15 protein-coding genes are annotated in these 20313 nt (G+C 54.1%); 12 read left to right on the top strand and 3 right to left on the bottom strand.

Annotation, left to right across the window (positions count from 1 at the left end; all coding sequences use genetic code 11):
• Positions 1-371 precede the first annotated feature (371 nt).
• The 8 genes from R3C20_16880 to R3C20_16845 all read left to right on the top strand — a co-directional run bounded on the left by R3C20_16880 (position 372) and on the right by R3C20_16845 (position 10678).
• Complete coding sequence (locus R3C20_16880; GenBank protein ID MEZ6042180.1) at positions 372-1331, top strand: HDOD domain-containing protein; 960 nt, start codon at positions 372-374, stop codon at positions 1329-1331.
• Between the two features lie 129 nt (positions 1332-1460).
• On the top strand, positions 1461-2408 hold the full coding sequence (locus R3C20_16875; GenBank protein ID MEZ6042179.1) for a 50S ribosomal protein L11 methyltransferase: 948 nt from the start codon (positions 1461-1463) through the stop codon (positions 2406-2408).
• Between the two features lie 207 nt (positions 2409-2615).
• Positions 2616-3962: a sugar porter family MFS transporter gene (locus R3C20_16870; protein MEZ6042178.1), complete on the top strand. Its 1347-nt coding sequence runs from the start codon at positions 2616-2618 to the stop codon at positions 3960-3962.
• Entirely contained in the window at positions 3959-4909 is a 951-nt protein-coding gene (locus tag R3C20_16865; GenBank protein ID MEZ6042177.1) for a PfkB family carbohydrate kinase, read from the top strand. The genes R3C20_16870 and R3C20_16865 overlap by 4 nt, the downstream gene beginning before the upstream one ends.
• Positions 4906-6942, top strand: coding sequence for a glycoside hydrolase family 32 protein (locus tag R3C20_16860; protein MEZ6042176.1), 2037 nt, complete (start codon positions 4906-4908; stop codon positions 6940-6942). Before R3C20_16865 ends, R3C20_16860 begins: the two co-directional genes overlap by 4 nt.
• An 86-nt stretch (positions 6943-7028) precedes the next feature.
• Positions 7029-7988, top strand: coding sequence for a zinc ABC transporter substrate-binding protein (locus R3C20_16855; protein ID MEZ6042175.1), 960 nt, complete (start codon positions 7029-7031; stop codon positions 7986-7988).
• Between the two features lie 18 nt (positions 7989-8006).
• On the top strand, positions 8007-8783 hold the full coding sequence (locus tag R3C20_16850) for an ABC transporter ATP-binding protein (GenBank protein ID MEZ6042174.1): 777 nt from the start codon (positions 8007-8009) through the stop codon (positions 8781-8783).
• A 170-nt stretch (positions 8784-8953) separates the two neighbouring features.
• A complete protein-coding gene (locus R3C20_16845) occupies positions 8954-10678 on the top strand; it encodes a hypothetical protein (GenBank protein MEZ6042173.1) in 1725 nt (574 codons plus the stop codon).
• Between the two features lie 66 nt (positions 10679-10744).
• Here R3C20_16845 and R3C20_16840 read toward each other — a convergent pair whose 3' ends face one another.
• Positions 10745-11644 carry a hypothetical protein gene (locus R3C20_16840; GenBank protein MEZ6042172.1) on the bottom strand — a complete coding sequence of 300 codons (900 nt, stop codon included), beginning with the start codon at positions 11642-11644 and terminating at the stop codon, positions 10745-10747.
• Positions 11645-11891: 247 nt separating this feature from the next.
• Between R3C20_16840 and R3C20_16835 the strand changes: the two genes are divergently transcribed.
• A complete protein-coding gene (locus tag R3C20_16835; protein MEZ6042171.1) occupies positions 11892-12686 on the top strand; it encodes a rhomboid family intramembrane serine protease in 795 nt (264 codons plus the stop codon).
• A 96-nt stretch (positions 12687-12782) separates the two neighbouring features.
• Positions 12783-14198: a serine/threonine-protein kinase gene (locus R3C20_16830; protein ID MEZ6042170.1), complete on the top strand. Its 1416-nt coding sequence runs from the start codon at positions 12783-12785 to the stop codon at positions 14196-14198.
• Between the two features lie 66 nt (positions 14199-14264).
• Here the strand turns inward: R3C20_16830 and R3C20_16825 are convergent, their stop codons facing one another.
• Positions 14265-15164 (bottom strand): hypothetical protein, encoded by a 900-nt coding sequence (locus tag R3C20_16825; protein ID MEZ6042169.1) that lies wholly within the window; start codon positions 15162-15164, stop codon positions 14265-14267.
• A complete protein-coding gene (locus R3C20_16820; GenBank protein ID MEZ6042168.1) occupies positions 15164-16789 on the bottom strand; it encodes an arylsulfatase in 1626 nt (541 codons plus the stop codon). The genes R3C20_16825 and R3C20_16820 overlap by 1 nt, the downstream gene beginning before the upstream one ends.
• A gap of 597 nt (positions 16790-17386) precedes the next feature.
• On the opposite strand from R3C20_16820, the gene R3C20_16815 reads away from it, so the two are divergent.
• Together R3C20_16815 and R3C20_16810 are read left to right on the top strand one after the other, a co-directional pair.
• Complete coding sequence (locus tag R3C20_16815; GenBank protein MEZ6042167.1) at positions 17387-17713, top strand: Mpo1-like protein; 327 nt, start codon at positions 17387-17389, stop codon at positions 17711-17713.
• A 157-nt stretch (positions 17714-17870) separates the two neighbouring features.
• Positions 17871-20009: a TolC family protein gene (locus tag R3C20_16810; GenBank protein MEZ6042166.1), complete on the top strand. Its 2139-nt coding sequence runs from the start codon at positions 17871-17873 to the stop codon at positions 20007-20009.
• The last annotated feature ends 304 nt before the right edge of the window (positions 20010-20313 follow it).

The following is a 20313-nucleotide window of genomic DNA, read 5'->3' as shown; positions in this document are numbered from 1 at the left end:
GTCTCTCTGAACCTCTGTGTTCGATTTAGAATTCGCACGATGACTGAAAGAAACATAAGCCCTGTTTCCCAACCAGCAACTGCCATTTCTGCGGATCCGTGCAACACACTTTTTGCACGGCGTCTCGTTCCTTTCCGCCCTGCCAATCGCCACCTTCGGCATCATCCGAAGAACTCCCTGCCCTCGACCCGTTCTACTCGACTCTTCCAACGAACATGGCAAGTGATGCGCTGAGCCTGCGATAACGCCTCCGGGCTGCGAGTCTGACGTCTTGCTCCTTTCAGAGCATTCAGCAGACAGCGTTCCCCCTTTCCCTTCGAAGATGCACCTGGACGAAGCAACCAGAATACCCGGAATGGAGTTTGCCCACCGTGACTACTGTTGGGGACGGAAAATTCAGCTGGAAAGCACTTCGTGCCGAGACCATCGATGCGTTTGATCCCGATCACCTTCCGAAATCGATCGAACTTCCCGCATTGCCGCACGCCGTAAGTGAATTCGTTGAGAAGGCTGCGAACCCGGATTTTGACATCAAGGTGCTTTCCGCCATCGTCGAACGGGATTCCGGATTGACGGTTGAGCTGCTCAAGCATGTCAATTCAGCCTCATACGCATTGCGCGCACCTGTGCGATCCGTCAAAGATGCTGTCATGCATATCGGAATTAACGCAGCGAAAATGTATCTGCTTGCTGCCGGGATGAGAGCTGCATCCCGCGCCATTAAGTCAAAGCTCATCAATCAACGCAATTTCTGGAATGAATCGCTGCAGCGCGCGCTGTTTGCTCGAGAACTGGCACGAAAACTGAAACTTGACTCTGGCCTCGCATTCCTGGGAGGACTGCTGCAGGACTTTCTTCTGCCGGTGCTGACAAACCACTTCGACGGCGACTACATCAGTTACATGTCCACTGATTTCATGGACGGTCGGGATCTGTGTGACTGGGAGCAGGAACGATTCGGGTGGAATCATGCGTCAGCAGGAGCCTACTGTGCGGCTCGATGGCACTTTCCGGATGACCTGCTTTGTGCCATCCATTTTCATCATTCACTGAATACGACTCTGGAACCTCGCGGGCCGGAATTCTTTAAGCTTTTCCCGGTGGCCATGTCTGGCCTTCTACCCGACCAGCTTCGCCAAACGCAGTACGGCTTTCGCGAACTGATTCAGGTGGACAAACGAAGCGCCTCCATTGGCCTCGAAGAGATCTGTCGAGTTGTCGATGAAGAACAGATGCGTCTCGCTGAGGGGTATGAAATCCCCAATCATCTTTCTAATGTACTCGCAGATACCCGCCGAAAAATGGCGCTGGACTCAGCAATGGCGGGTTAACAGCCTGTTGAATAACGGGACTGGATCGAGCAGGAGACATTAAAACACGATAGTTTCCAGTCGTCCTGCGTGCCTGTCCCGATTTTTTTAACGGACGGATAAAGGTCCTGCATCCGCCACGGAACATTTGTGCTGCGTTCGTTGAGCCAGTTTCTCAAAACATATCTGTCTCCGCGTCCTTTAACGGGTCCGCGGATCGCTTTATTTCAGGCCCTGCTTTCGTTGTCCGTCCTGACGTTCGCCGGATGTCAGGATACTGGGGTGAAGCAGGTCGAAATCTCGCATCCGTTTGAAAATGATGCGAGTCAAACCGTTTCTGCAGATGCGGCGTCCACGGGCGAAACGAACCACACGGCTTCGATCGGCTCAAACACTCCGCTCCCCGGCGAAACGGCCCCGATCATCACGCGATGGGTTGATGTGCCTCAGTTACCAGTGAGCCTTGCAATATTTGAATCGGTCTTCTGGGAGCCGGACGACACCCGCAGCCTGCGTGCAATGATTCAAACAACCAACCTGGTACAAGGTAAAAAAGTGCTCGAAGTTGGAACAGGCAGCGGGCTCATCTCACTTTGCTGCCTGAAATTCGGGGCGGCCCAGGTCGTCGCTACCGACATCAATCCCGCCGCAATTCAGAACGCAATCTTCAACGCAGGAGAACTGGGGTTATCAGAAAATCTCGAATGCCGGCTCGTGCCGCGTCGCGCTCCCGGTGCCTGGACAGTTCTCAGAGATGGTGAGCGTTTTGACCTGATTATCTCAAACCCACCCTGGGAAAATCAGACACCAACGACGGTGGCAGATTTTGCACTCTATGATCCGAATTTCGAACTACTCAAGTCCCTCGTACACGGGGCGCAAGATCGACTGCAACCCGGAGGTCGAATGTTGCTGGCTTATGGCTGCGTTTCCGCAATTCGCAGGATTGAATCGGAGTGCCGCAACCAGGGGCTTCAATTCAGCATACTGGACGACCGGCAGCTGGATCAGTTGCCCGAAGTCTTTCTTCCCGGCATGCTGATGGAGATTTCCGTTCCCGATCGACCGCCCGGGGAACAAGTGGGCTCCGGGAACTGAAGCTTCGCAACAGCTGTTGCAATGTCAGACCGTTGCCATGACGGGCCGCGCGATGTTGAAGCATGCCCTGGATTTCGACTTTGGGGTTGAGCCCGGCCGGTTAGGGCGCATCGGGCAGATTCTTACGGCCTGAACAGAACTTTGCATGCAGGATCCGTTAGCATTGTGCGAAGGCACAACTGAATAACTGATTTCGGGAGCAGGTTCTTGTTCACTCGACTCTTCCTCTGGGCGATCACATCAGCACTGGCTGGATTTCTTTTCGGATTTGACACCGTCGTCATATCCGGGGCCGAGCAGAAGATTCAGGAAGTCTGGAGCCTGGATGGAACGATGCACGGGCGTTGTACCAGTGCCGCCCTTTGGGGGACGGTTCTTGGAGCGGTTTTCGGTGGCATTCCCACTCAGCGATTTGGTCGACGTCGGACCCTGATCTGGATCGGTCTTCTCTATTTCGTTTCAGCGATTGGTTCGGGGCTGGCAACTGGTCCGGTTTTCTTCATGATCGCGAGGCTGATCGGTGGTGTCGGGGTGGGAATCGCGACGGTGGCATCCCCGTTGTACATCTCCGAGATCGCTCCGCCGAATCGTCGAGGGCAGTTGGCCGGTCTGTTCCAGTTCAATATCGTCTTCGGCATCCTTATCGCGCTGGTTTCCAATTACGTCATCGGCAGATTCATGGATGCAGATGTCGCGTGGAGATGGATGCTTGGGGTCGAGGCGATACCAGCATTGCTCTACACACTGATGTGTCTGACGATCCCCGAAAGCCCTCGATGGCTCATCAGCGTCGTCGGAGATCGTGAGTCTGGGACCACAATTCTCAGAAACATCGCTCCGGATCTCTCTGACGTTCAGATTCAGAACCTCGTGGATTCCATCAGCGCTTCTGAGGACGAACCAGCGTCAGGAAGTCGGTTCTTTTCATCCCGACTGAAAATTCCAATCGCGATGGCTTTTCTGGTGGCATTCTTTAATCAGATGTCCGGCATCAATGCCATCCTCTATTACGCTCCTCGAATTTTTGAATGGGCCGGGCTTGGCAGGAATGCAGCGCTGCTACAGTCTGTGGGCATCGGTGTTACCAATCTTATTTTCACATATGTGGGACTTTGGTTGATTGATCGAGCAGGGCGCCGAACGCTGCTTTTCATGGGATCGTTTGGCTACATTGCATCGCTTGGACTGTGCGCCTGGGCGTTCCATGTTCAGAACTTCCAGCTGGTCCCGATTTGCATATTCGCTTTTATTGCCGCACACGCTATCGGTCAGGGGGCTGTTATCTGGGTTCTGATCAGCGAGATTTTTCCCGGCCGGTATCGGGCCGCCGGGCAGGCGTTTGGTAGTTCGACGCACTGGGTTTTCGCTGCCCTGCTGACGATGTATTTTCCGTTGATGGCGGAGAAGTTCGAACCATCGCTGATATTTGGTTTTTTCTGCAGCATGATGGTGCTGCAACTCGCCTGGGTGAAGTTCTTTGTTCCCGAAACCAGGGGTGTGCCGCTGGAACAGATGGAAGCGATGCTCACCAGTCAAGGGAAAGGGATGATATGAACCAGTCAGCCAAATCAACACCGTTACCCATCGTTGTTGGATTGGGGGAGATCCTTTGGGACGTTTTCCCGGAAGGACCACGTTTCGGCGGCGCTCCTTCAAATTTTGCCTGCAGCATTGCAGAACTTGGACAGCCACTGGTTGGGGTCCATATCGTAAGTGCTGTTGGAAACGACGACCTTGGCCGAAACGCCATCGCCGCACTTCAGAGCCATCACGTGCAGGTTGGAAATGTCCAGTTGAAGGAGTTTGCAACGGGACGAGTGGATGTCACCCTCGATGCATCGGGAGTTGCCAGTTACCGGTTCTCTGAAGACATCGCATGGGACCACCTGAGCTGGACTCGTGAATTTGCGGAGCTCGCCGCAAACTGTTCTGCCGTCTGTTTTGGAACGCTCGCCCAACGATCTGAACGATCCCGCCAAACCATTCAGCGTTTCGTCGCGGAGACACCTGAAAATGCTTTCCGCGTCCTGGATATCAATCTCCGCTCGCCTTATTTTGATGTTGGAGTGATTCAGGAATCGTTGCAATTAGCCAACGTACTGAAGCTGAACGATGACGAGCTTCCGCAGGTGGCAGCTGCATGCGGGATTGAAGTCAGTGAGAAACAGGACGACGAAGCTTGTCTGCGGTTTCTGATGGCACAGCTGCGACGGATGTTTTCGCTGCAGCTTGTTGCAGTAACTAGTGGGCCCCGAGGTGCCACGCTTTTGTCTGCCGATGAAATGTCCGAGCACCCGGGCGAAGCCGTCGCAGTTGCGGACACCGTCGGAGCGGGCGATGCATTCACAGCCGCAATGACGCTGGGTCTGTTACGGGGAGACCCCATTGAGAAGATTAATGCTCGTTCTGTTGCCGTAGCCGGTTTTGCCTGTACGCAGCATGGCGGAACAATGTCGTTTCCAGAAGACCTGCGAATTCGTTTTGATGAAGGTCGATCATGAGAGCCCTGATACTACGCCTGTCGCAACTTGTGATGTCGCTACTGACCGCAGGAATCAGCACTGCTTTCGCAGCTGACGACGTATTGATAGAGGATTTCGAATCGGGGACTTATGAGCACTGGAAATTAACGGGCACGGCATTCGGCGATGCCCCGGCCGCGGGCACGCTCCCGAATCAGATGACGGTATCCGGCTTCCGAGGTGCCCGTCTGGTCAATACGTATGCTGGTGGAGACTATTCCGTTGGAACCGCAACAAGCAAAACGTTCACTATTGAACGAAGCCACATCGCGTTTTTGATTGGTGGCGGTCCCCACGCAAACGAAGTGGGTATCGAACTTCTGATCGGCGATGAATCCGTTCGTTCCTCCACCGGGTCCGAATCAGAAGAGCTCGAATGGAAGTCATGGAACGTCAGTGATCTGACTGGTCAACAGGCTCGCATTCGCATCTTTGACCGCGCAACCGGTGGCTGGGGACACATCAACGTCGATCAGATTGTTCAGACTGATACTGTGCCAGGGCGGTTTGATCTCGAACACCAGCTCGCCGCGTACCGAACATCCGCGGACTACATGAATGAACCTCTGCGCCCCCAGTTTCACTTTTCTCCTGAGATCAACTGGATGAACGATCCGAACGGATTGGTCTGGCACGATGGCGAATATCATCTGTTCTACCAGTATAATCCCGCGGGAAACTCATGGGGCCACATGAGCTGGGGGCACGCCGTTAGTTCTGACCTGATGCGCTGGAAACATCTGCCGCTGGCCATTCCGGAGACCGACGGCATCATGGCCTTTAGTGGTTGCTGCGTCGTCGATCACAGGAACTCATCTGGATTTGGTGAAGGCGATCGGCCCCCAATGGTTGCCATCTACACGGGGCACGGCTACGGCAAACAGACGCAGTGCCTCGCGTACAGTAATGACAATGGACGGTCATGGACCATCTACCAGGGTAATCCCGTTCTTGATTTGAACAAGGCAGACTTTCGCGATCCCAAAGTCTTCTGGCACGCGCCGACCGAACGGTGGGTCATGGTGGTGTCGCTTGCGAACGAAAAGATCCTGGTGTTCTACACGTCGAATGATCTGAAGAACTGGACAGAATCGAGCCGATTCGGCCCCGCCGGCGTCACCAGCAAGCCAAACTGGGAATGTCCGGACCTGTTCGAATTGCCGATTGAAGGCACTGACGGAGAAACGCTCTGGGTGCTGGAAGCCGACATGGGAAGCGGGTCAATCGCAGGCGGCAGTGGCGGCGAATACTTCGTGGGACGATTCGATGGTTCCAGGTTCACGGCATTACAGCAGTCACGCTGGGTCGATTTTGGACGCGATTTTTACGCACCCGTGAGCTGGTCCAACATTCCTGAATCTGATGGCCGCCGAATCTGGCTCGGCTGGTTCAACAACTGGGAAACTTGTCTGGTGCCTACTTCTCCCTGGCGCAGTTGTATGTCGATTCCTCGCGAACTAAGCATTAGGAATGTCGGTCTGCCGGAATTTCCCGAGTATGTGCTGGTCCAGCGTCCGGTGCAGGAGCTGGATTCACTTACAACGTCAATTCCGATCAGGCCGGTGACTGCCACCTGGCCACCCGTTGAATTGACCAGCAGCGGTCAGCTGGACGATATGAGATTCCGCATTCAGGCCGAGCTGTTGCCCGGAAAGGCGAGGTCCTGCGGACTGCGAATTCGAACCGGCAATGATGAGTTCACAGAAATCGGATATGACACAAAGGATCAGGCGGTGTACGTTGACCGCAGGAAGTCCGGCAACGTCGATTTCCATCCGGCTTTCGCGGGGCGGCATCACGCTCCCGCGCGTCTTCTGAAGGATTCTGTATTGATCGATGTCGTTGTTGATCGTTCCACAATTGAAGTCTTTATTAACGACGGTGAAGCGGTCATTAGTGATCGAATTTTTCCGGCATCACTTCAGCCAGTGATTGAGGTTTTTGCCGGTGATCCATCGGCCAGCGTTCGATGTTCGTCCCTTCAGGTGATCAATTCCGTCTGGAAAAACTGATGTTCGGATCGTCAGCCCCATACTTCCGTTTCCGTTGGATCAGGAAGTGCCGATTTCGGCAGCCGCAAGTTGCCTGCTACTGTCTGGTGCTGTCCCTGTTTCTTGCCAGCCAGCCCGGATGCATCGAGTTCGCCGATCACTCCAGCGAACCCCGGAACCAGTCTGGCCCGCTGGAAGCAGCAGCCACAGTCGGAATGGTGGCAGACCTCGTTCGCATTGTGGGCGGCGATCAGGTCAGGGTCACACAAATGATGGGAGATGGGGTCGATCCGCATCTTTACCGTGCAACACGCGATGATGTTCGAACAATCATGCTGTCGGATGTTGTCTTTTATTCAGGTTACATGCTTGAAGGGCGTCTGACGGATACACTTCGAAAGACGACCGATTCAACTCCTTCGATCGCAATCACTTCTGCCCTGGCGCCCGATCGCGTGATTCACCCGCCGGATTCCGAAGGTCACGCCGATCCGCATATCTGGATGGATGTCAGCCTCTGGTCGACCTGCGTCGAAACCATCGTTAAAACGCTTTCAGACTTTCGACCGAGTTCGAGGTTGCAGTTCGAGCAAAGAGGAGAAGAACTTCAGGAAGAACTGCTTCACCTGCACGAATACGGCAAATCGGTCCTCGGTTCGGTCCCCGAACAACAGCGCGTCCTGATCACTTCGCACGATGCCTTTCGATACTTCGGGCGAGCTTACGGGCTGGAGGTTGTGGGGGTTCAGGGTTTGTCAACAGAGTCAGAGGCTGGATTACAGCGTATCAACGAACTGGTCGACATGCTGGTTGATCGGAAGGTCGCCGCTGTGTTCGTTGAAAGCAGCGTCCCCAGAAAAAACATCACTGCTTTGATTGATGGTGCGGCCTCCCGAGGACAGCGGGTCGAAATCGGCGGTGAATTGTTTTCAGATGCCATGGGGCCAACTGGTTCGTGGGAAGGGACATACACTGGTATGATGGACCACAACTTTACTTCCATCGCCCGAGCACTCGGTGGGACCGTTCCCTCCGGGGGCTTCAAGGGCTCGCTTCCAAACCATTGACCGCCGACTGTCCGTCTGATGAACCTCACCGACAGCACTCCACTTTCCGTTTATGACCTGACCGTTGCGTATCATCGCAAACCCGTCATCTGGGACGTTGGTTTCGATATCCCTCCGGGGGCACTGGTGGGAGTTGTTGGACCGAATGGTGCCGGCAAAAGCACCCTGTTGAAGGCTGTCCTGGATCTGATCCCTCGCGCATCCGGACGTGTCAGGGTCTTCGGTCAGACTTATCACCAGAATCGACACCGTGTCGGCTATGTCCCACAGCGCGAAAGCGTGGACTGGGATTTTCCGATTAGTGCCCTTGATGTCGTGACAATGGGCCTTTACCGCCAGATTGGATGGTGTCGACCGGTCCGCAGGCGTCACCGTCAGAACGCATTAGAGGCGTTGAATCGAGTCGGGATTGCTGACCTGGCAGGGCGGCAAATCAGCCAGTTGTCGGGCGGACAGCAGCAACGCACATTCCTGGCCCGTGCTCTCGTCCAGAATGCAGATCTTTATCTGATGGATGAACCGTTTGCAGCTGTCGACGCAGCTACCGAGAAAACCATCGTCGAAATCCTGCGAGAGATGAAGCAAAACGGAAAAACGTCACTGGTGATCCATCACGATTTGCATACGGTCCCTGAGTACTTCGACTACGTCATTCTGCTCAATATGCGAGTCGTAGCTCACGGTCCGGTCGACGATGTCTTCACCAGAGAAAACCTGGAAAAGACTTACGGTGGACGTTTAACGCTGCTTGAAGAAGCCACTGAAGCGATGCGTCGCCGAGAACGTTCGATGTAAGCTGACTCGTGCATGCCCAATTGTGCCTGCTTATCAGCAACTCGACCCATTCAGGTTCATAAATCGTGTCCGGAGATCAACCATTACCATTCAATCACTCTGATCGATTCCGGCAGCGATTGAAGATTCTGAAGCGATGTTACACCAAGAAACGTTGGATACAGCATTCTTTGCTTCTTCTCATCTGCGTGCTGACATCCACGATTGTCTTGTGGCCAACTCTGAAGCCAGAGTCTCTGACAACAACCGTTCCCACCGGTTCTACGCAATGCAGTACAGTCCCCGTATTTAATGCGTGTTCGATGTGGTGGAATGCTGATCGGGCCGCTTCCGGTTTCGCCAACTATTGGCACGCGCCTGTTTTCTTTCCTGAGCGGGGGACCTTTGCATTTTCAGAACCACAGCCTGCGACTCTGGTTGTGGCTCCACTATTCTGGCTCAGGGTGCCACCGGTCGTTTCCTACAAAGTCTACATGTTGTTATCACTGACGCTGAACGGCCTCTTCGGGGCGAAGTTGCTGCGAAACAGATTCTCGCTGCCTCCATTCTTGTCTGCCACCGCATCGATCGCGGTGATACTGCTGCCGATTGTCCACCAGCAGATTGACGTCATTCAGTTGATGCCAGTCTGGGCCATTCTCTGGACCTGGGAATCATTCGACCGGCTCTGCGAACGACCTGGCCTGCGGCGCGCTGTCGTTGCCGGTCTCGCCTTCGGAGCGACCTTCTGGCTGAGTATTCATCACGCGATGTTCCTTGGAATCGTGCTCTGCGGCCCGGTTCTTCTCCTGGTCAGAAAACCGCAAGACTGGCACCTTTGGACCGCAGCAGCGGTGGCCATTCTGACCGCTGCAACGATGGTACTGCCCCTGGTGCTGCCGATCCGAAAGTATCTGAGTCAGCATGAATTCGAAAGGCAGGAAAAGACCGTCGCGGCACTGTCAGCAGTAGCCGCCGACTACCTGCATCCTCAATCCAACAGCATCACATCGACTTTCAGGCCCGTCGCTACCCGTCGGCAACTTTCCGTCGGGTGGTTGCGCTGGGGGCTGGGACTATTGGGGATTTTCCTGGGAGTCTGTCGCCCGCGCACGCAAAGGATGACTTTGTTCCTGTGCGCAACAGCAGTTCTTTCATTTTTTCTGTCACTCGGCACTAACCTGCAGGTCAGTGATTTCAATATCTGGAAGTCACTTGTGGAAATTGTTCCCGGGCTTGGCTGGGTACGAAACGTTTTTCGGTTTGCCTATTTTGTCCAGCTGGTTCTGGTGGTGTTTTCCTTCGTAGCAATCCATCGCTTGTCGTTGCAAATTCGTATTCACATACGCCGACTCAACGCACAGCCGAATCGGACAGCAGGGTATCTTTGGTGTGTTGCCGTAGCGGCCGTGTGTTTGATTGCTGTGATCGAACAACCGCCTGCCCCCTTCCTTCTGGTCGCGGTTCCGGATCTGGATTCGGCAAGTGACTGGACCGATTATGTGCAGTCTCATCTGAAACCCGGAAACAGCATTCTATGCCTGCCATTTCCACCGGGACAAACTGTTCGGGATCTGGAGATAACAGCGCACTGGATGTACTACCAGATTCGACATGGCCGACCAATGCTAAACGGCTATTCGGGCTTCTTCCCGGCGAGATGGTTTCAGTTGCAACACGCCGTCAACACTATCCCAACGCCGTCATTCCCTGAGTTCGGGCGACCATCACTCAATACAATTCTCCGGGGGGCCAACGTGCAGCTGATCGTTGTTTCCCGCAAGGATTACGACGCTGCCTCGTTAGTGCAACGGTTGTCGGTTGATTCAGAATGTCGACTTATTTTTTCGTCCGCCGATGGGAAGGACATCTACCAAATCACATGGCATCCAATCACTGCCCGGCAGATTCCCTGAGCTCTCGAATAACAGCAGTCATGTCGATGACAAATTGTTCATCCCCGGCCAGCTCTGGAAACTGGCTCAACCGAAGGTGCCGTTCAAGCCACGCCGTCTCATTCCGTTGTTCATATCGCAGCAACGAAGCGACCAGTGCCGACGCCAGGGCCTGCTGTTCCGGATTGCCTTCGAAGAGGCGGTCTTCAACAGCCGCTCGAACATCACGAAGCGGAAGTTTGCCGCGGCATTGTCGGCTTCCTGCACCACGACAGATTCGCTTTTTGCAGAGCGGGTCGACAATTGTTTCATGACGATCATCCATCGGTCGCTCGCTGCGTCTGACGCAGGCAATCCACTCTGGTCAAGCATTCGGAGCAGATCGATCTGGTCCGTTAACCGCCGCAAATTTGAGGACGGATTGCTTCCCAGTGATTCGCTGTAAACGGTGCCGCTGATGGTTTTCCTGAATTGAACCCAGCCTGGCTGACCTCTCTGAACTTTTGTCAGAGCCCGTGCAACGACATCATTCCGCACCGTGGAGTAGCTGTTCCGATTTCGATTGGAGATCTTCTGATCAGCCAGGAAACGTGCCTGAATCGCACGTGGCGTCCCGATTTCGCCGACGGCGCGTACAAAGACAACGATATCGCCGGTCTCGGCGACGAACTTCTTTGTCGGGAGAGACACGGACCACGTTGGGAAACTCTCACGTACTTCCAGTGTCCCCAACGGTTGATATTCGTTGTCGCGTGATCGAAAAACCGTGACAACATCACCTTCCCTGAGTGAATGTGCGTCGCCCAGGTCAAAAATTGCCCGAGATTCCAGCACCTGCTCGACAGATCCAATAAAGTACACCATCGATTCGGGGAGTTCCTCAGGACTTTTACCCGATACGTTTTCGTCTGCCTTCACAGTGGAAAACAATGACAACATCCCAATATGAACGAAGAGAAGACCAGACAAAAGTAAAAGCGACTTCATCGATAATTCCTGTCTGCCCGGGATTTCATGAACATGAATGACGGCGCGGATTGAAACGGCGTGAAATGAATCACATGGCAGGCGGAATAATACGGCGCGGCGCCGGGGAATCGCAAAGACAAATCAGTCGCCAGCGGCATTGCACCTGAGAAATCAAGCTTCCAACAGATGTCATTCCACATTGGTTCGGACAATCAGACGGTAGGGCTTTGTTGCCGATTCACAACAACTTCTTCAGAAAATCCCGATGATTCCACTTCGCGACAGTATCCCGTCAAGCACAACACCATTCGTTAACTATTCCATGATTGCCGTTTGTATTGCAGTGTTTGCATGGCAACATTCATCTGGCGAAGCAGAATCGGTCCTGCGATTCGGAATGGTTCCCGCGAGGGTTAGTCATCCCGATCAGGATATCCTCGTGAAGGAACCGATTGTCGTCGAAACATCGCTTGGCCGCCGCGAGATCGTTCAGGCGGTCAAATTAAAGAAAGCATCCGTGCCGGAATGGGCCACACTGTTGACCTGTGTTTTTCTCCACGGTGGCCTGATGCATCTGGCTGGCAATCTGTGGTTTCTGCACATATTTGGCGACAATGTGGAAGACCGGCTCGGTCATCTTGGCTATTTCGTGTTCTATATCGTCTGTGGTCTCGCGGCGAGCACCATTCATTACCTCTCATCACCTGAATCCACGGTACCAACAATTGGCGCGAGTGGAGCAATTGCGGGTGTGATGGGGGCGTATATGCTTCTTTATCCGCGTTCACGAGTTGAATCGATTGTCCCAATCTTCTTCATCCTTCAGATCATTGTGATTCCGGCTCCGATCTTCCTTGGTATCTGGTTTGTCATGCAACTGGCCAATGGAACGTTTGCCATGGGGGATGTGTCTGCAGGCGGCGTCGCCTGGTGGGCACACATCGGTGGATTTGTGGCGGGATTCATCATCGCATGGTTCCTGCGCAACGGTGGAGCGACCCGACCGCAGGTCACCGTTATTCGACCAGCTTCCGAACAACGAATCTACTATCGCCGGTAAATCAGAATCACGGGGTTTGCATCTGCAGTCGAACACCACCAGACATTTCATGCCTGCCGCCATCAATCGTTGCCACATTGAATAGTTGCCACAATCATGGTCCCCGAACCTGAAGATACGACGTTTCATCTGATTGGGATGCCACGGGTGAGCGACGAAAAAGGCCTGCGTTCACGCGAACCCTTTGAAGTCCTCGCAACGCAATATGTCGACGAATTGCGTAAGGGACTCCGACCTTCGGTCGAACTTTACGCTCGAAGATTCCCTCCTCACGCAGATCGTATCCGGGAATATTTCCCCGTCTTAAACATTCTCGAACAAGCTCGCGTGGAGAATGAGGCCGGGGTTTTCAGGAGGACCATGCCCGAAAAATTTCCATTCAAACGGCTGGGGGGCTATGAGCTGCATTGCGAAATTGGCCGTGGCGGGATGGGCGTTATTTTTCAGGCCAAAGACACACAGACGCAGCAGATTATTGCCGTGAAGCTGCTTCCATGGCGAACCTCTGTTGTGCCGGAGTGGATGAAGAAGTTTCAACGTGAAGCTCATATCGCCTCTCAGATTCATCATCCCGGAATCGTCCCGGTTTATCAGTGCGGTGAAGAATGGGGCTACGTTTATTATTCGATGCAGTTTATCTACGGTGTTGGTCTGGACCGATTAATCACACGGTTGCAGCACACACGCAGTGTCAGCATCCGGGATGAAATTGAGCTCATGAACCGCGCGCGGCCAACGGGATTTCAGCCGGAGCTTCATGCGAATCATCCGGTGGAACAGTTGCCGCAGTCACGACGGCAACTTTCGCGTGAATCCTGGATTGGATTTGCTGACATAGCCACCAGAACAGCGGGGGCTCTGCAGGCCGCGCATGCCGCCGGCATCCTTCACAATGACATCAAGCCAGGTAATCTACTGGTTGATGGCACCGGTCACGTTTGGGTGACCGACTTTGGTTTGTCACAGCCGTTTGATCCAGTCTCCATCGCTGGATCCATCGCTTCGAACAGCGATGGTGGAAAATCTGCAGGAATCCTCTCGAAACAACAGGCCATTCAGCTGTACGGCATTCGCAATCGCCCAGTACGCAACATGGATGAAGACCATGAGCAGCGCATGGCTGGGACGCTGCGATATATGTCGCCCGAACGCCTCATGGGGAAACCAGCAGATGTCCGAAGCGACATCTATGCTCTTGGAATGACCTTGTATGAACTGAGTCTTCAGCTGCCACCCTTCGCAGCAGTAGGTCGAGACCGTCTGCTGGCCTGCATTCTTGATGAGTCTCCACAACCGCCTCGGGAAATCCGGAAGGAGCTCCCGAAAGATCTCGAATCGATCATTCTTCGATGCATCGCACGCGATCCTGACGAACGCTACCAATCGGCCGAGGCGCTTCACAACGATCTGATGCGTTTTATCGCCGGCCAGCCACTCGCTGCGTCCAGAACATCGCGAGTCGGGAACATGATTCGCAATGTACAAAGCCGCTTGTCCGATCGGAATCCCTGACCCGACACCCTTTCGCTCCTCCCTTCTATTGTGGTAGTGAATGCGGAGCCTCATACAGCCAATCGGTCAGAACGATCGGGTTGGGTATGCGCTGACGACGGTTGATTCCTCTTCGATCACAATCCGAATGAACCGGCATTCCGGATTCTTCTGACGCTGGCCTTCTCGTCCCCCGACGTAACCGACTCGATTGTCCATACGCACGGTGTAAACCAGTCGATCATTCTGACGTTCTTTTCGCACATCCCTGCCCCCTTTTTTCGCTTTCACCCATGCCTTATCAATCAGGGCAAAAACCACATCACGGTCCCCATCACCGTCGAAGACTCCGTGAACCGGTTTCGACGTATCATCCTTTGCATGCTTCATCACATGACGTAGTCGATGCCCGTCAGCGCTGCCCGGAGGATAGATCAGGCCTGCAGATGAACGAAAAGTGTTGTTTCGGATTTCTGTGAACTGCCCGAGTTGAATGTCACCGGACTTGTCCGCCGTGCGGCCTGTTGCTGAATCAGGCTCCGGTTGGGCATTGCCAGAAGTTCGCGATTTCGAATCACTCGCACGATCCCCAAGTCGGGAACTGGAGATCCCAGACGAGTCGTCCTTCCGGGAGGATCCTGCACCTTCATCCCGATTCTTATTCGCAACTCGCACGCTGTTCGCGCTGGAAGGTGACGCGGTGTCATCTTCGTATGGGGACCGGGGAATGACCACATCTGACAGGTCCAGCTCAGCTGTCGCCGGAGCATTGCCTGAACCCGCACGTTCTGGATCATCATTTCGCGGTTCGGCTCGGATCTCGGGGCGTGGTACGTCCGCCCCACCGACCTCAGTGACGTCAACGCCCGCTGTTTCCTCACCTCCCAGCCAGGCGTTGATTCGAGGCCGCAGAGCGGAAACGGCAAGCAGAACGACGACCAGAAGAATCCTTGCAAGAAGACGTTTCTTATATGCAGACGTTAGCATTAGTCTTTGTTCTTACCTTTCTTTCCTTCACGTTTTCCAGTCGACCGTCCCGGGGTGCTGTTCACATCAGCCTTTCCCGGGCCTGCCTTTCGCGCGGTCATGGAAGAAGCTGGAAATGTCATGAGAGAGTCGCCAACAGGCTTTCGAAAATTCTGCGGCAACCCATCCGTTTGTTCCGCAACCTGAAACCAGAGATCGGCCAGCTCTTTGGTAAGCCAGGGCATCTCGGTAGAGCGGTCGTTCAATTCCGTGCGGTCTTCAGCCAGATTATACAGTTCCCACCGTCCCCCGGCAGCGCTCACGACTTTCCAGTCGCCACGACGAAGAGCGCGGTTATTCGCAAACTGGAAGTACAACCATTCATGTGGCTCCCGTTGCTGGCCTTTCAGCAGAGGCAACAGCGATTTTCCCTGGATGGGCGTTGTCCGTATTCCGCCGTATTCCGATGGATACTCAGCGTCAGCTGCATCGACGCAGGTTGCAAGCAAATCAATCAAATGCCCCGGCTGATCACTGACAGAACCCTTCGCTGCAGTAAGTCCGTCTGGCCAGTGTGCAATCAGCGGCGATGAGACTCCGCCTTCATGCTGGTTCTGTTTATACCAGCGAAAAGGTGTGTTGCCGACATGGGCCCAGCCGACATCGTAGCACCAGTAGGAACGGTGATCCCAGGGTTGAAACTCCCGCCCGCGTGTGCGTTCGAACGGACACGCCCCATTGTCAGAAACAAGTAGTATCAGCGTATTATCGAAGACTCCCCTGGATTTCAGGTGAGCAACAAGACGCCCGATGTTCTGGTCCACGCAATCCACCATCGCAGCAAAGACTTCCATGCGGTCTTCTTCCCACCTGCGTTCATCCGCCGTCAGCTCTTCCCATGCCGGGATATAATCGGGCCGCTCACTCAGTTTGAACCTGCTGTTGATGATGCCCAGCTTCAACTGTTTCTCGTAGCGATCATGGCGGACCGCATCCCAGCCATCGGAATAGACGCCCCTGTATTTTTCAATGTCTTGTCTCTTTGCCTGCAGCGGATAGTGTGGCGCATTGAAGGCGATGTAGTGAAAAAATGGCTTCTTTTCTGTGATGGCTTCATCGATGAATTGGATGGCGTAATCGACATTGGCATCCGTTGTGTAGAAGTCCTTCCCAAAGTCACTCCACGGCTCGCCATTCAGTCGAAATGTATTGTCGCCAACAAAATAGTTCGTCGCGCCAGACAGGTGTCCCCAGTAGCGTTCAAATCCACGATCAGTCGGTTGCTGGCGAAGGTGCCACTTGCCTGTCATCGACGTCGCATAACCGTTCGCCTTCATTACCTCCCCCGCAGTCAGCGCCTGATCCATCGCTTCGTTGCCTGCCTGAAAAGTGTACTTTCCGGTCAGCAGGCAGATTCTTGAGGAATGACATTTGGCCGTGTTATAGAACTGAGACATCCGTATCCCGCCGGCGGCCAGCGCATCAACGTTCGGTGTGCGAATTTCGCTGCCATAGCACCCGAAATCAGAAAAACCGAGATCATCAACCATCATCAGCAGAATGTTCGGGCGATCCGAAGCAACGCACACTGGCTCTGGAAAAAGCAGCAGCGTCGCCAGACAAAGTGCCTGCAAAATGATTGCCACGCACCTCCCAGGCATTGCTGAGTAGGAATCGGGCAAAGTTGATATGGGGATTCGGGACTTCTTTCTCATCATTCCGATTGCCTCACCGTTTTGGACTACAACCCTGATCCTGCCACAGGAACCAAGGCTGCCGGGAATATCCGCCGGGAATACAGGGATTCAAACCGGCAATTCGCGTTGGTCGTTGTAACGGAAGTTGCGAGAATTCCGAGGGTTTGCGTCAGACTTTTGCCGTGTTCCGCTGAATTTGCCATGCGCTGATGGTGATTGCGAAGCTTGCCATCAGATCCGTGCGCCACACTTCCGTCGCAGCAAACTTTGCTCCCGATGAAAGTGGGCGGTGCGCCTGAGTTCTTATAGAAGAGATGCATCTTCTGCGAACTCGGTGTGCCAAAGTCTGCGACAGGACAGGGAAACGGAAGTCCCAGATCCTTCATCGAATCTTGTGCGCTGCGGTGAATATGATGCCCGTTCGGGATACCATGGTCCCAGGCAATGGACCGAGGCAGCCGACGCGTTCTTGCGAGAATTCATCGTTGAATTTGACGCAATCGGCAAACATCAGAAAACACAGACAATCGGACAGGTTGACGCAACATGATCAAGCGGTTTATTCGGAATTATTTACCACGCCACCGTAACCGTTTCAATCAGGCACTGCACCTCCTGGGCGTACCTCTGACTTTTGTAGGAACACCATGGTGTATTGCAGCTGGATCTGAGTGGTACTGGGCATTGGCGTGTTTTGCCGGTGGCTATTGTTTGCAATTTGTCGGTCATGCGGTTGAGGGAAACGATGCGGGTGAGGTTGTCTTTGTGAAGAAGTTGCTTGGATTGCCTTATACGGAGTATGGCCCTGGTTCCAATTCATCAAGTGCTGCGAATTCCTCCGTCGATACGAGTTGTGACCAGGCGGTCGATTGATCCAGAGATTTGGATCACGCGTATCGTTCGTTGCGTGCAGAAACTGCCGTCGAGCTGACCTGGTCGACCGAATTCAAATCGAATTTCTCGACGAACAGGTGCTCCTATGCAACTTGGTCCCGTTCAAAGAAGACAGCGCGCGCTCCCTGACGCGTGGATGAGCAGATCTGAAGCAGATTCTCCGGCTGAAGGATGCTCGACATCGTTATTCCTGAAACTTGCGACCCGCATCCTCAAACGCAGCTTTGTCGCTTCGCTCTGCAGCACTCTGCTGTTGAGTGGTTGCTCCACGACGAGGAAGTCCACTGTATCAGATCTTCAGTATCTGCTGGAGCCGGATTGTCGCGTAGACGACAACCGAAACTACGACACGCGGATTTCGTGGCCTAACCTGGATAACACCACGGCGCAGGCGGTTCAGAGCACAATTGAACCTCGAAGTCTTTCGCGACGGGTCGAAGATGAGGTTCGGGAAATACAGCTTTCGGAATGTTTCCACATCGCTCTTTCGCATAACGACATCATCGAAACCAGCGCACTCGGTGGCGTCGGCGCGAAGGTTGTCCTGACGAATCCACAGGGAGCGAATTCAGTTTACGATGCCGCGATTCAGGAAACCGGGATCTTGTTCGGTCGCCGCGGACTGAATGCTGCGTTGTCAGACTTTGACACAACATTCGCCACAGGAATTACCTGGGGGCGTGCCAGCGGACGCAATAACCTAGCCGCGACACCGCTTACCCTGAACACGGCCGAAACGGCTGCATTTCGATCGTCGCTGACGAAGGCCTTTGCATCCGGTGGATCCATTCAGTTTTCACACGACTGGGACTACCTCGGCACCAACAGCCCCGGCGCTTACTATCCATCGTCTTACGCAGGTAGTATCGGAGCACAGATTCGCCAACCTCTGCTTGCCGGAAGCGGCACAGAGTTCACTCGGGTCGCGGGGCCAGTGAATCCATCCTTCGGTTCCATTGCCGGGGTGAGCCAGGGCGTTGTCATCGCCCGCATCAATCAGGATATCACTCTGGCAGATTTCGAAACGGCCGTCCGAAATGCGATGGCTGACATCGAAAATGCATACTGGGATTTGTATCTGGCCTACCACTCGTATGACACCGCCGTTGTCGCGCACAAGAGTGCTCTTGAAACCTGGCGGATTTCCAACATTGCAGTGGAAGTTGGTGGAAACGGAAAGATCGGACCAGTTGACGAACTCCTTGCCAAGGACCGTGTTTACGAAACCAAAGCAAGTACAGAGACGGCTCTGAACGGAATCTTCCGAGCAGAATCTGAGCTGCGTCGCCTGCTGGGAATGCCGATGAATGATGGCACAGTACTGCGACCTGTCGACGAGCCTTCGGTTGCCGAATTTGTCCCTGACTGGCAGGGATCATTGACAAAAGCCCTGACCCAGCGGTCAGAACTGCGTCGCCAGAAATGGCAGATCAAAAGTCTGCAATTGCAGTTGAACGCGGCACGAAGTCTCGTTCGACCTCGCCTGGATGCCGTTGCCAGCTACGACATTAACGGCTTTGGCGATAAGCTGCTGGGGCAGAATACGCAGGATCCCGTGACCGGATTGCCGACTCGAAATGGCTTCGGGTCCATGGCTCATGACGATCTGGAATCATGGACGCTTGGTTTGCAGTTCAGTATGCCAATCGGCTTCCGGCAGGCCCACAGTCAGGTCAGGAATTACGAACTTCAACTAGCAAAGGCCAATGCCGTTCTGGCGGCACAGGAACGAAATATCGCTCACGATGTTGCAAATGCTGTTCAGGAAATCTCGTCCACGTACACGGCGGCCCAATCATCCCTGAAACGCATGAAGGCCGCGGCCGAACGAGTTGAAAAGTATCGTATCATCCTCGAAGTGGGTGGAAGTAATCGGGAAGTGGATAATTCGATGGACGTGGTGGTCAGAGCACAGGAACGACTGGCTGCCGCTGAGATCGCATTCTATCAACAGGTTTCGGCCTACAATAAAGCGATCACATCACTGCATGTGGCCACCGGAGATCTGCTCGAACACAACAATATCTGGCTGGCAGAAGGTGCATGGAATGCAGACGCTTACTGTGATGCTCAGGCAAAATCTGCCGCACGAGCCTACGGAATCGACAACCCCAAAGTCGACGCACATCCGCCGGAGTTCGCGGTCGACCATCCCGTCGGAACCGTGGAATTGTCGCCTCGCGTTATGCCCGGAAATGTCATTTCATCTCCGGTCCCTGAACGGCCATACGAGCCCGTGTCGCCGGTTGAGCCTGCAGCAACGACTGAGCCCTAGGAACTGGGTGCCGTTCATCTGTTCTAAACCGACAGACGAGACGAAAAGTGAAGACGCGGGTTGCGTCTCGTCTGTCCGTGGCAGGGTTCGGCAGGATGATGCTCAACGTGTGACGTAAAGTACGATAGAACGTCGACTGCACGTGGGCAGGAGACCTGCGAGCGGAACTCTTGCAACCGTTGATCTGCCGCAGAAGTCACAGCACCGTTGCCTGCGAATGAATTTCTTCCACCAGGAAAGGTTGGCGGCGGGTCTACCATTGACATCGCCGCCCGCACGGCATCAGGAATCTTCTTCGCGTGAG

The sequence above is a fragment of the Planctomycetaceae bacterium genome, assembly GCA_041398825.1.
Lineage (GTDB): Bacteria > Planctomycetota > Planctomycetia > Planctomycetales > Planctomycetaceae > F1-80-MAGs062.
This window is presented reverse-complemented; position numbering and strand designations above follow the sequence as displayed.